Raw genomic sequence first — 12,675 nt, forward strand, 5'->3', positions numbered from 1 at the left:
AGGTTCCTCCTTGCAAGGCGCACACCATGACCGACACCCCCGTGAAGGCCGAAACCGGCATGCCGTTGCATTGGAAAATGGCGATCGGCTTCGTCCTCGGGCTGGTGCTGGGGCTGGCGGTGCACCTGAGCGTGGGCGGCGATGCGGCCTGGGTGCAGGCGCTGACCAAGTACCTCACCACGCCGTTCTCCAAGCTGTTCCTCAACCTGATCTTCATGCTCATCGTGCCGCTGCTGTTCTCGGCGCTGGTGATGGGCATTTCGGAAATGGGCGACATCCGCGCGCTCGGCCGCATCGGCTGGAAGACGCTGGGCTATACCGTGGTGCTGTCCGGCGTGGCGGTGCTGCTCGGCCTGGTGTTGGTCAACGTACTCAAGCCCGGCATCGGCGTGGATCACGAACTGGCGCAGCAACTGCTGCAGCAGAACGTGGAGCGCGCCGCGCAGATCGTCGACCAGAGCAAGCACCAGCCGCACGGCATGGACATGCTGCTGTCGATCGTGCCCGACAACGTGGTCCAAGCGGCCTCCAGCAACGGCGCGATCCTGTCGCTGATGTTCTTCGCGGTGATGTTCGGCGTGGGCATGGTGCTCAGCGAAGACGCCAAGGTGGCGACGCTGCGCCGCGGCATCGAGGGCGTGTTCGAGATCTCGATGACCCTGATCGGGCTGGTGATCCGCCTGGCGCCCTATGCGGTGGCCTGCTTCATGTTCAACCTGGCGGCGCTGTTCGGCTTCGAGCTGCTGGTACGGCTGGGTGCCTACGTGGGCGTGGTGGTGCTGGCACTGGGCCTGCACATGGTGGTGAGCTACGGCCTGGCGGTGCGCCTGGCCGGGCGCTCGCCGCTGTGGTTCTTCCGCGCCACCCGCGAGGCGACGGTGATGGCGTTCTCCACCGCGTCCAGCAACGCCACGCTGCCGACCGCGCTGCGCGTGGCCGACCAGATGGGCTTGCCGCACAAGGTCTCGCGTTTCGTGCTGACCGTGGGCGCCACCGCCAACCAGAACGGCACCGCGCTGTTCGAGGGCGTGACGGTGATCTTCCTGGCGCAGTTCTTCGGCGTGGAGCTGAGCATCGCGCAGCAGTGCATGGTGATGCTGGTGTGCATCCTGGGCGGCATCGGTACCGCCGGCGTGCCGTCGGGCTCGCTGCCGGTGGTGGCGCTGATCTGCGCGATGGTGGGCGTGGACCCGGTCGGCATCGGCATGATCCTGGGCGTCAACCATTTCCTGGACATGTGCCGCACCGCGCTGAACGTGACCGGCGACCTGGCCCTGACCACGCTGGTGGCCAAGGGAGAAGATGGCCGGGATTAGGGAGTCGGGATTCGGGATTGGTAAAGGCCGCAGCGTCGCGGCCGGACGGGCCACGCGTTGGACCGGCTTCAGCCGCGATGGGTGTCTGCTGGCAATGGCCCGCCGCGGCTGAAGCCGCTCCTACGCCATACTCGGGCGTCCAGCCGGTGACGCTACGAATCCCCAATCCCCAATCCCCAATCCCCAATCCCTGCCTGTGGGACAATAGCGGACCCGACGCCACGCGCCCGCTGCCGACAGATCCCTCATGACGACGCCTACCCGCCGCCAACTCGCCAACGCGATCCGTTTCCTTGCCGCCGATGCGGTCGAGGCCGCCAATTCCGGCCATCCCGGCATGCCGATGGGCATGGCCGACATCGCCGAAGTGCTGTGGAACGACTTCCTCAGCCACAACCCGAACAATCCGCACTGGTTCAACCGCGACCGCTTCGTGCTGTCCAACGGCCACGGCTCGATGCTGCAGTACGCGCTGCTGCACCTGTCCGGCTACGACCTGCCGATCGAAGAACTCAAGCGCTTCCGCCAGCTGCACAGCAAGACCGCCGGCCACCCCGAGCGCAGCGAGACCCCGGGGGTGGAGACCACCACCGGTCCGCTCGGCCAGGGCTTCGCCAACGCGGTCGGTTTCGCGCTGGCCGAGAAGCTGCTGGCGCAGCGCTACAACCGTCCCGAGCATCAGATCGTCGACCACCGCACCTGGGTGTTCATGGGTGACGGCTGCATGATGGAAGGCGTCTCCCACGAGGCCGCCTCGCTCGCCGGCACCTGGGGCCTGGGCAAGCTGGTGGCGTTCTGGGACAACAACCATATCTCCATCGACGGCAACACCGCCGGCTGGTTCAGCGACAACACCCCGGCCCGCTTCGAGGCCTACAACTGGCACGTGATCCGCGACGTCGATGGCCAGGACGCCGACGCGGTCAAGGCGGCGATCGAGGCGGCCATCGCCGAGAGCGAGAAGCCGACCCTGATCTGCTGCCGCACCACCATCGGCTTCGGTGCGCCGACCAAGGCCGGCAAGGAGTCCGCGCACGGCGCCGCGCTGGGCAAGGAAGAACTGGAAGGCACGCGCAAGGCGCTGGACTGGCCGTACGCACCGTTCGAGATTCCGCAGGAGATCTACGACGGCTGGCGCGCCGGCGGTGCCGGCACGCTGCGCCAGGCCCAGTGGGAACAGGCCTTCGACAAGTACGCCAAGCAGTACCCGGCCGAAGCCGCGGAACTGACCCGCCGCTCGCACGGCGAGCTGCCGGAGGACTTCCTCGCCCAGGCCGACGCCTACATCGCCAAGCAGGCCGCCGAAGGCCAGAGCATCGCCTCGCGCAAGGCCTCGCAGATGGCGATCGAGGCGTTCGCGCCGCTGCTGCCGGAGCTGGTCGGCGGTTCGGCCGACCTGGCGCATTCCAACCTGACCCTGTGGAAGGCCAGCAAGTCGGTCGCCAGCGACGACCCGAATGCCAACTACGTGTACTACGGCGTGCGCGAGTTCGGGATGACCGCCATCGCCAACGGCCTGGCGCTGCACGGTGGCTTCATTCCGTTCGATGCCACCTTCCTGGTGTTCAGCGACTACGCGCGCAACGGCGTGCGCATGAGCGCGCTGATTCCGGCGCATGCGATCCACGTCTACACCCACGACTCGATCGGCCTGGGCGAGGACGGCCCGACCCACCAGCCGGTGGAACACCTGGCGTCGCTGCGCTATATCCCCAACAACGACGTGTGGCGCCCCTGCGACACGGTGGAGTCGGCGGTGAGCTGGAAGGCCGCGATCACCCGCAAGGACGGTCCGAGCTGCCTGGTGTTCAGCCGCCAGAACCTGCCGCACCAGCCGCGCAGCGCCGAGCAGATCAAGCTGATCGAACGTGGCGGCTACGTACTGGCCGATGCCGAGGGCGGCGCGCCCGACGTGATCCTGATCGGCACTGGCTCGGAAGTCGGCCTGGCGGTGGAAGCCAAGCAGGCGCTGGATGCCGCGGGCCTGAAGACCCGCGTGGTGTCGATGCCCTGCACCGACGTGTTCGATCGCCAGGATGCCGCCTACCGCGAGTCGGTGCTGCCGTCGGCGGTGCGCAAGCGCGTGGCGGTGGAGGCCGGCGTCACCGCGTTCTGGCGCGCCTATGTGGGCCTGGACGGCGCCGTGGTCGGCATCGACAGCTTCGGTGCCTCGGCGCCGGCGAACGTGCTGTACAAGCACTTCCAGATCACCGCCGAGCACGTGGTGGCGGCGGCGAAGGCGTTGTAAGCCGGTTCCACGACGGGTGACGAAAAAGGCCGGCGCATGCCGGCCTTTTTCTTGCCCGTGCGGATGCGGCGCATGAGGGAAAAGCGGATCCCGTGGGCGCGGCTTCAGCCGCGACCGCCATTCCCGGGAACGCCTGTCGCGGCTGAAGCCGCTGCTACGGCCACGCCATCGGCGCGATGTGCACCGGCGATGCGGTCAACCGCGCTTGCGCGGTTTGCTGCGCGGCGTCGCAGGTTTTCCAGCGGCGCTGCCGGGCTTCTGCGCCGCCGCCAGTGCGCCAGCCTCCTGCAGTTGCTGCAGCCAGGACAATGCATCGACGTAGGACAGGAAGTGCTGCAGGTAGCCGGGCGAGAGCGTGCGCATCAGCGCCAGCGAGCGGTGCACCAGCACGCCGGAATTCAGCGGGCCGGCATCGGCGGGTGCCTGCTGCAGCGATTGCCGCAGCTGGCTGCGGCTGCGCAGTTCGGTCCACAGCCGGCGTGCCTCTTCGACGGCCGGCAGTTGTGGTGCGGCGAGGCGTGCGGCGGCGCTTGCTGCCGCGGGCGAGGGCGATGGCGCAGCGGCGTCTGCACCGATTGCGCCGGCCGCCGTGGAGGTGTCGGCGGCGGCATCCATGGCGGCGCCGACGCCGGCGTCGTGGCCGTTGCTGGCGGTGGCGGCAGCCGTCGTTGGCCGGTACTGCGCCAGCAAGGCGCCGAGCGGACCGGGTTGGGGTGCTCGCACCGCCGCATCGGCAGTGGCATCGCCGGCGTCCTGCGCGGCCGCGGCCAGCGCCGCCGCGTAGGCGTCGAGCGAAGCGGACAGCTTCTGCTCCAGCAGTTCCCGCGCCTTGCCGTGCTGCGCCTGGGTGCGGCGCGCCAGCGCTTCGAGGAAGCGGAAGCGCAGCGGGTCCAGCCGCTCGGCATACTGTACGCGCCAGGCGGCGAGGCGGTCGGCGGCGGCGATCCGATCAGGGGGCATGCGGCGTCGCGGCGCTCTTGCGCAGGCGCGGCAGCGGCGCCATTTCCACGCGGCGGTTGCTGGCGCGTCCGGCCTCGTCGACGTTCGGCGCCACCGGCTGCTGCGCGCCGAAGGCCGCGGCGAAGATCGCATCGGCCGGCACGCCTGCCTCGATCAGCGCGCGGGTCACGGTCAGTGCGCGCTCGGCCGACAGCTCCCAGTTGTCGGCGAACTGGCGGTTGCTCTCGCGCACCTGGCGGTCGTCGGTGAAGCCGCTGACCATCAGGATCTCGTCGCGCGCCTTGAGGTAGCCGGCCAGCGGCGCGGCCAGGCTCTTCAGCAGCTCCCGGCCTTCCGGCTGCAACTGGTCGGAGTTCAGGGCGAACAGCACGTTGCCGCGGATGCCGATGCGGCCGTCCACCAGGGTCACCCGGCCGGCCGCCAGCGGCACGGCCAGCGCCTGTTCCAGGGTCTTGCGCTGCTGCGCTTCGATCTGGCGCTGGCGCATCTCCGCGTCCAATTTGTTCGACAGCTGCAACTGCACGCCGATCACCCCGATCAGGATCAGCACGAAGGCGCCGAGCAGCACCGACATCAGGTCGCCGAACACCGCCCACACCGGGGCGCCGCTGTCGGCGTCGCGTTCCAGTTCCTCGCTCATGCCGCGTCGGCCTGGTCGGGTGCCTGACGCGCGGCCAGCTGGCGCAGCTCTTCGGTGATCTGCTGCTGCGAGAGCATGCTCAGGTCGATCACTTCGCGTGCCTGCGCCACGTAGTACGCCAGCTGTTCATCGCTGCGCGCCAGCGACTTGTCCAGTGCCTGTTCGATGCCCTGCAGGCGCTCCAGCAGGGCGGTGTTGGCGTCGCCGAAGGCCTGTACCGCGCCGGCGAACGCATCGCCCAGGCTGGCCACTTCGGTGGCGCCGGCCGCGACCTGCGCGGCGGCGGCATCGAGCTTGCCGGTCTCGGCCTCGATGCGGTCGGTGAAACGGCTGCCGACGCGTTCCAGCAGGTCGGCCGAGGTCGCCACCAGCGCGTCCACCGCCTCGCGCTGCTCGGTGGAGGCGTGGTTGACCGCTTCCAGCAGGGTCTGCAGCGTGGCCAGCAGCCGATTGCGCTCGTCCAGCATGGCGGTGTCGCGGACCATGCTCTCGGAGAGCGTCTGGCGCAGCTCCGCGACCACGTCGGCCGCGGCCTTCGGCGCCTCCGAGGCGACCTGCACCAGCCGTTCGATCTCGGCGATGGTCTCGCGCGCGTGCGCCTGGCTCTGCGCGGACATCGCCGCGGCGGTCTCCTGCAGGGTGCCGCAGATCTCCTGCTGGCGCTGCGCGATGCGCTCGCCGTGCTGTTCCCACTGACCGCCGAGGGTCGCGGCCATGCTGGCGAAGCTGTCGGTCCAGGCGCGCAGGCGCGCCTGGTCGCGGGCTTCCAGCGCCTCCTGCAGGTCGGTGTGCGCCTGCTGCAGCGTGTCGGCGAGCGCGGCGGCGCGCTGTTCCAGGCTTGCCGCCGCGGCGTCCAGCGCCTGCGCATTGCGCGTGGCGAGGGTGTCGTTGGCCTCGCGCTGCTGCGCCAGCGCCGCGTTCCAGGCATGTTGCGCGGTCGCGGCGGTGGCGTCGAGGCGGGTCGTTACGGTGTCCAGCGCCTGCGCGTTGCGCGCGACCAGCGCTTCGTTGGCCTCGCGCTGCTGCGCCAGCGCCGCGCTCCAGGCCTGTTGCGCGGCCGCGGCGGTGGCATCCAGGCGCGTCGCCACGGTGTCCAGCGCCTGCGCGTTGCGCGTCGCCAGCGCATCGTTGACCTCGCGCTGCTGGGTCAGCGCGGCGCCCCAGGCCTGTTGTGCGGCCGCGGCGGTGGTGTCCAGGCGGGCGGCCACGGCGTCCAGCGCCTGCGCGTTGCGCGCGGCCAGGCCGTCGTTGGCCTCGCGTTGCTGCGTCAGTGCCTCGGCCCAGGCCTGCCTGGCGTCGTCGCTGGCGGCCTGCAGGCGTGCCGCGGTCGTCTCCACCAGGCGGGTGGCACGCTGTTCCAGGCCGTCGCCGGCGCGTTGCAGCGTGCTGCCGAGTTCCTGCAGCAGCGCGCCATTGACGCGTTGCTGCTCGGCCAGCGCGCTGTCCCAGCGCTGCGTGGCTTGCTCGGTGGCGAGCGCGAAGCCGTTGGACAGGCCGTCCAGTTGCCGCTGCACCGCCTGGCCGACGGTGTCCTGCAGCGCGGCGGTCTCGCGCGCCACGCCGTCGAGCGTGCGTTGCACCACCGGTTCCAGCGCATCGCCGAACGCCCGCGCGTGCGCGGCCACGCCGGCCTGCAGCGCCTGTTCCACCGCCCCGGCCAGGCGCGTGTAGGCGGCCTCGGTGCGGCTGTGGAAGGCGTCCTGGCTGCTGGCCAGGCGTTCGCCGCTGGCCGCGCTGTGCTGCTCCAGCGCCGCCATCATCGTCTGCATGCGGTCGATCAGTCCCGGCAGCAGCGTGGCCTGGGTCTGCAGCAGCTTGAACGCCTCCGTGCGTTGATAGGCCAGCGAATGCGTGCGCAGCGCGGTCGCCGCATGCAGGTCCAGTTGCTGCACCGCCTGCAGGCGCTCGCGCCGGCACAGCGCGGCGAGCAGGCCGAGCATCGCCGAGGCGGCCACGCCGGCGATGGAGGTGCCGAAGGCGAAGCCCAGGCCCTTCAGCGGCGCCGCCAGCGAGGCGCGGATGGCCTGCAGGTCGGTGGCGCTGTCCAGCGCCAGGCCGGTGCCGCGCAGCGTGGCCATCATGCCCAGGAAGGTGCCGAGCATGCCCAGCAGCACCAGCAGGCCGACCAGGTACGGGGTCAGCGCCGGCACCGGCAGCGCCGCGCGTTCGCCTTCGATGCGCAGGCGCACGGCGTTGCGCAGGCTCGGGTGCAGCCGTTGCAGCCAGCCGCCCAGATCGCTGCGCGCGGCCTCGGCATCGGCCAGCGCCGCGTGCAGGGTCGCGGTGGCCTGGCGGTAGCGGTACAGCTCGGCGACGCCGGCCAGGTAGCAGAGGCCGATCAGCGCGGCGAAGCCGGCGCCCAGCGGGTTGGAGCCGAGATAGCCGGCGCCGATCCAGCAGACCACGGCGAGGCCGGCGAGGAACAGGGTGGAATGGAGCAGGGTCTTGGGCATGAGGGTCGGATCAACGGCTGCGAAGCGCGGCGAGCAGCGCTTCGATGGGATGGAAGCGGACGTCCAGTTCGGCGCGCAGGACGCTGTGCAGGTCCTGGCGGAACAGGGCCAGCCAGGCTGCGTCGGACGCTGCCGGCGGAACGTCGGTGAGGGAGGGATCGGGGGTGGGCGCCGCCGTGGCGGCGCGCAGGCGCTGGAAATGCGCTTCCAGCAGGTTGGGCACCGTGGCCAGCAAGCTCTGCTCGCGCGGGCTGAGGGTCAGTTCCATGACCGCGTCGACCTCGGCCAGGCGCGCCATGTCCGGCGAGAGCGGGATCAGCGCATCGCGCAGCAGGCCGCGCAGGCGCCCGGTGGCGGTGAGCATGGCGCGTTGCAGCGCCAGGTAGCGCTGGCGGAACGGCGCGTAGTCGATCGGTGCATCCGGGTCGTGCTGGCGCTTGCCCACGGGCTTGCCGGTCTCCTTGGCGATGTCCAGTGCGATGCTCTCTTCCAGCGCGGCGCGCACGCGCACGCACTCGGCCTCCAGCGCCGCCGGTTCCGGCGCCGCGGGCGCGTCGTCAGCGGGCTCGGGCAGTTTGCCGTCCAGCGCCCGCGACACCGCCACCGCGCGGTTCCAGTCGATCCATTGGCCGAGCCGGTCGGCCAGCGCGGGGCTGGACGCGGGCATCGGCGCATCGCTCAGGCGCGCCAGAAGGCGAATGAAGGCCGGGCCCGGGACGGGCGCCCGTGGGAGGGCTTTCGCCATGCGTAGGGTCAAAAACCCGCAATTTTACACGCGAATGACATCCCCCGCCGGCAACCGCCCGCTGCGGGGCGCAAACCGTTGCGTGGCGGGCTCCGCGCGGGCCCGGGGTGGTCCAGGCGGGGCTGGCGGCGCAGATGCCGGGGGGCGTGCCGGGACGACGCGCCGGCTGATCGCTGTCCAGGCCCGCCCACCGGCCTGTGCCCGTCCCGGCCCGCATGGGCGCCACAAGGCCTCCGGCGCGGCACGCCGGAGGCAGGGACGGCGTCAGTAGGTGTAGCTCAGCGTGAGCATGTACACGCGCCCGGTTTCCACGTAGGCGCCATCGGCACCGGGGTCGTAGGCCATGTAGCGCGTGGACTTGCCCTGGGTCTCGTAGAACGTGGCCGAGTTCAGCAGGTTCTTGGCGGCGATGCCGACGTCGATACCGTGCGGCAGGTGGTAGGTGGCGGTGAAGTCCAGCGACTTGACCGGCTGCAGGTAGTAGTTGAGCCGGTCGCTGGTCAGGCCGAGCAGTTGCAGGCCGGTGTAGTTGTAGCTGAGGTCGGCGCGCAGGCGGCTGTCGTCGTAGAACAGGTCCAGGTTGTAGATGCGCTCGGGCGCACGCGGCAGCCAGGTCTTGCCGGGCTGGTCGGCGCGCTTGCTGTCGGCGGCGCTGTGCTGCAGGGTGAGGTTGGCGGCGATGCCGAGATTGCCCCAGAACCCCGGCAGGTCCTGCAGGCGCTTGCTGCCGGCCAGCTCCACGCCGTACAGCTTGGCGGTGCCGCCGTTCTGCGGCATGGTCACCGGCACGCCGTCCTCGAAGGTGGTGCCGGTCGGGACCAGGCCGCCGAGCGTGTTGTCGTTGCTGGTCGCCGACTGCGAGGTGTAGATGAAGCCGGTGATGCGCTTGTAGTAGGTCGAGGCGCTGAGCACGCCGCCGTTGCGGTCGTAGAACTCGGCGGACAGGTCGGCGTTGTCGGCCTTGCTCGGCTGCAGGTCGGGGTTGGGCTTGGAGATGCCGATGATCTTCTGGGTCGGATCGACCGTGTACACGGTCTCGCCGGAGATCAGGCCGAAGGCCGGACGGCTGAAGCTGCGCCGCAGCGAGGCGCGGTAGACGGTCAGCTCGTCGGGACGGTAGTTGAGGCTGATGCCCGGCAGCACCTCGCCGTAGCTGCGGCCGCTGCCGACGAAGCGGCCATTGATGCCGTCGCCGTTGGATTGCCAGGCGTCGGCCGAATAGCGGGTCAGCTCGTAGCGCACGCCGGGCAGCACGGTCACCGCGCCGACATGCAGGGTCGCCATCGCATAGCCGGCGTAGATCGCCTCGGTGCTGGAGGTGGTGTTGGCGTTGTAGTCGTTGGCGGTGTAGACGCCGACGCCGGCGGGATCGTTGACGTACTTGTAGGGCACCGCCTGCGCGCGCACCCAGTCGCGGTCCAGGATCTTGAACGGGCCGGCGTAGTGGCCATCGAAGGCGGCGTAGGTGAGGCGGCCGGGCAGTGCGCTCAGCGGCGGGCCGCCGGCGTTGGGGAACACGTAGTTGCTGCCGCCGAAGTAGGGGCCGTTGTAGATGAAGTTGCCGTCCTTGTGGAAGAACGGGTGGTCGTAGGAACCGCGGTCGGCGTGGTCCAGCGACAGGCCGGTCTTGACCTCGTCGAGCAGGTCGCCGTCCACGCGGTAGCTGATGTCGGCATGCGCGCTGGCGCGGTTGTCGTGGCTGCCGGCGTCGTGGCCCTGGGTCTTCCAGAACAGCGCCGAATCCAGGCTGTAGAAGAAGTTCTTCAGCGCGGGCGAGCTCGGGCCGATGCTGGGATAGGTGGGGTCGCTCAGGTCGAACGCGAAACTGCCCGGGGTGAAGCCGTACAGGCTGGCCGCGACGTAGTCCGGGCGGCTGCGCGTGCCGCGGCCGAACGAGCCGCCGTAGTCGAAGCGCAGGCGGTCCAGCGTGGTCTGCCCGCCCAGTTGCAGCGTGGCCAGGGTTTCCTTGATGTCGTGGGTGTTGAAGTAGCCGCCACGCACCGCGGTCGGCTGGTTGTTGACGGTTTCCAGGCGCGCGCTGGACTGGTCCTGCTGGCCGGTGACGGCGTAGCTGCCGTAGATGGCGCGGGCGAAGAAGGCGCTGTGCTCGCCCTGCCAGTCGAAGGCGAGGTTGCCGCCGTAGCGCTCGATCTGGCTGGTGTAGACGCTGTACTTGTAGCGGGCGCTGAGCAGCGGGCCGACGTCGCGCAGGTCCACCGCCTTGACCTGCGCCGGGTCCGCCGGGAAGTACGCGCTGTTGGGCGCGGGCGCCTGCGCCATGTTGTTGTTCTTGCCGTAGTACGCCGAGGCATAGAGACCGAACGCGCGGTCGTCGCCGAACTTCCAGGCGAGCTCCTGTTGCACCGTGCCGCCGGTGTGCTTGCCGCCGAGGTCGGAGGCGAGCGCGTTGAACTGGCCTTGCGCGGTGGTCTTGCCGTAAACGTCGCCGTCGAAGTCGAACGCGCTGGGCGTGCGCATGTCGATCGCGCCGCCGATCGCATCGCCCGGCAGGTCCGGGGTCGGCGACTTGGAGACCTTGACCGACTGGATGCCGAACGGCGCGAGCATGTTCAGCGAGATCGCGCGCGTGGACGAATCGGTCTCGGGCATGCCGAAGCCGTTGAGACGGTAGCTGTTGTAGCTGGCATCCAGGCCGCGGATGCTGACGTAGGCGTTCTCGCCGGTGGTGGCCTGGCCCAGGTGCATGTCGCTGTAGGCCGACAGGCCGGGCAGGTGCGCGACCACGTCGGCGATGCCGGCCGAGGGAATCGCGTCGATCTGCTGCTTGCTCATCACGCTGGCGACGCCGTTGGACAGGCGCTGTTCGTCCAGCGAACCCGGGACGCTGGCCTGCGTGGCCTGCACGTTGACCGAGTCCAGGGTGGTGGTGGTGCGCGCGGTGGCGTCATCGACATCATCGACGCCGCTGGCGTGGGCGGCTGGCGAGAGCGCAAGCGCGAGGGCGATGGCGCAGCAGAGGGGACGGGGGCGGTGGAAGAACGGGGGCATGGGGGGGTGCTCGTTGGGGGAAACAGCGGTTGCGATCCGAGGTCCGGACACGCCGATGCCGGCGCGCGGATCGCCCAGGCCTTCCATTGCGCAGGTGTGGGAGCTGGCCGCGACGCAGCGCGGCCGCCGGCGATCAGTGGCGCAGGTCGACGCCGTGGCAGTCGGCCTGCGGACGTTGCGGATTGCAGCGGGCGACGGCGTCGCCGGGGAAGCGCACCACGTAGCCGGAGGCGGCCGGCTCGTGATCGGGAAAGTCGGTGCTGAGCAGTTGCGCGCCGCTGGCGAGCATGGCATCGCGCCGCGTGGTGTCGGCGTGCGCGGCTTCCTTGAGGTCGGCATCGGTGCGCGTGCGCACCAGGTAACCTGCCTTCACGAGCCTAGCGATCTCGTCGGCGCTGCCGTCGTTGCGCTCGACGAAGGCGGCATCGTCGGCGCCGGGATCGGCATTGGTGAAACACACCCGGCCGCGCAGGGCCGGATGGCCGGCCAGGTAGGCCGGGCCGACGGCCCGCTGGTCGAGCAGGAACACCACCTTGCCGCGCGCCGCCGCCAGCGTCGGCCAGCCTTGCGCGCGCACGGCGGCGTTGAGCGTGGCCGCGCTGCCGCGCACCTGGTCGGGGCTGATGTACTCGTTGGCGGCGAACACCGAGCGCAGTTCGGCGTCCAGCGCATCCAGCGCCTTGCCGTCGAACGGCTCCGGCTGCACCGTCGGGAAGGCCGCTGGCACTGTCGATTGCTTGGTTTCCAGCAGGATGAAGATCGGCAGATGCCCGGGATGCCGCTGCGACCACGCCCGCACCTCGCGCAGGCAGGCCAGCAGCGGTTGGCAGGTGCTGCGCTGGTCGAGATCCTGGATGTGCATGACCTTGAAGCCCGGTTGCTGCATCACCCCCGGCGCGGCGATCGGCGGGGCCGGCGGCAGCCCGGCCTTGGCGAGTTGGTCGATCATCGCCGGGTGCGCGTAGCGACCGCCCTTGGCGTCGGCGTAGATGTCCAGTTCGATCTGGCGCACGCCATCGTCCAGTTGCTGCGTCAACGGCGGATGCCGGTAGTCCAGCAACGCGAACGTCGCCGGATCCAGGCGCTTCCACAGCGCCGCTTCGCTGGGCGCGAAACCGGCGTGGTAGCTGTTGTGGCTGCCGATGTACTGCAGGTCGTTGAGCCTGGGCGCGGCGGACGCGACCAGCGGCAACAGCGCCAGCACCGCCAGCAGCACACGCAGCGCGGTGCGGCCGGAGAGCGACGAGGACATCGGAGCAGGAGCTTGGGAAGGCATCGCGGGCACGCTTGGTAACGATATCCCG

General features: G+C 70.4%; 8 protein-coding genes. 2 read left to right on the plus strand and 6 right to left on the minus strand.

What is annotated here, in order from left to right:
• Nucleotides 1–26 precede the first annotated feature (26 nt).
• Both NKJ47_RS05960 and tkt read left to right on the plus strand, forming a co-directional pair.
• Entirely contained in the window at nt 27–1,316 is a 1,290-nt protein-coding gene (locus tag NKJ47_RS05960) for a dicarboxylate/amino acid:cation symporter (protein ID WP_254460589.1), read from the plus strand.
• 247 nt (nt 1,317–1,563) lie between these two features.
• The gene (tkt, locus tag NKJ47_RS05965; protein ID WP_254460590.1) at nt 1,564–3,564 is read left to right on the plus strand and encodes a transketolase; all 2,001 of its coding nucleotides are present in this window, start codon (nt 1,564–1,566) and stop codon (nt 3,562–3,564) included.
• A gap of 195 nt (nt 3,565–3,759) precedes the next feature.
• Here tkt and NKJ47_RS05970 read toward each other — a convergent pair whose 3' ends face one another.
• The 6 genes from NKJ47_RS05970 to NKJ47_RS05995 all read right to left on the minus strand — a co-directional run bounded on the left by NKJ47_RS05970 (nt 3,760) and on the right by NKJ47_RS05995 (nt 12,623).
• On the minus strand, nt 3,760–4,524 hold the full coding sequence (locus NKJ47_RS05970) for a DUF2894 domain-containing protein (RefSeq protein WP_254460591.1): 765 nt from the start codon (nt 4,522–4,524) through the stop codon (nt 3,760–3,762).
• A complete protein-coding gene (locus tag NKJ47_RS05975; RefSeq protein ID WP_254460592.1) occupies nt 4,514–5,164 on the minus strand; it encodes an OmpA family protein in 651 nt (216 codons plus the stop codon). The genes NKJ47_RS05970 and NKJ47_RS05975 overlap by 11 nt, the downstream gene beginning before the upstream one ends.
• Nucleotides 5,161–7,617 (minus strand): DUF802 domain-containing protein, encoded by a 2,457-nt coding sequence (locus NKJ47_RS05980; RefSeq protein WP_254460593.1) that lies wholly within the window; start codon nt 7,615–7,617, stop codon nt 5,161–5,163. Before NKJ47_RS05980 ends, NKJ47_RS05975 begins: the two co-directional genes overlap by 4 nt.
• Before the next feature lie 10 nt (nt 7,618–7,627).
• Nucleotides 7,628–8,362 carry a DUF3348 domain-containing protein gene (locus NKJ47_RS05985; protein WP_254460594.1) on the minus strand — a complete coding sequence of 245 codons (735 nt, stop codon included), beginning with the start codon at nt 8,360–8,362 and terminating at the stop codon, nt 7,628–7,630.
• A gap of 264 nt (nt 8,363–8,626) precedes the next feature.
• Complete coding sequence (locus tag NKJ47_RS05990; RefSeq protein ID WP_254460595.1) at nt 8,627–11,371, minus strand: TonB-dependent receptor; 2,745 nt, start codon at nt 11,369–11,371, stop codon at nt 8,627–8,629.
• 133 nt (nt 11,372–11,504) lie between these two features.
• Nucleotides 11,505–12,623, minus strand: coding sequence for a phosphatidylinositol-specific phospholipase C1-like protein (locus NKJ47_RS05995; protein ID WP_254460596.1), 1,119 nt, complete (start codon nt 12,621–12,623; stop codon nt 11,505–11,507).
• Nucleotides 12,624–12,675 lie beyond the last annotated feature (52 nt).

The sequence above is a fragment of the Xanthomonas sacchari genome (genome assembly GCF_024266585.1).
In the GTDB taxonomy this organism is placed as follows: Bacteria; Pseudomonadota; Gammaproteobacteria; order Xanthomonadales; family Xanthomonadaceae; genus Xanthomonas_A; species Xanthomonas_A sacchari_C.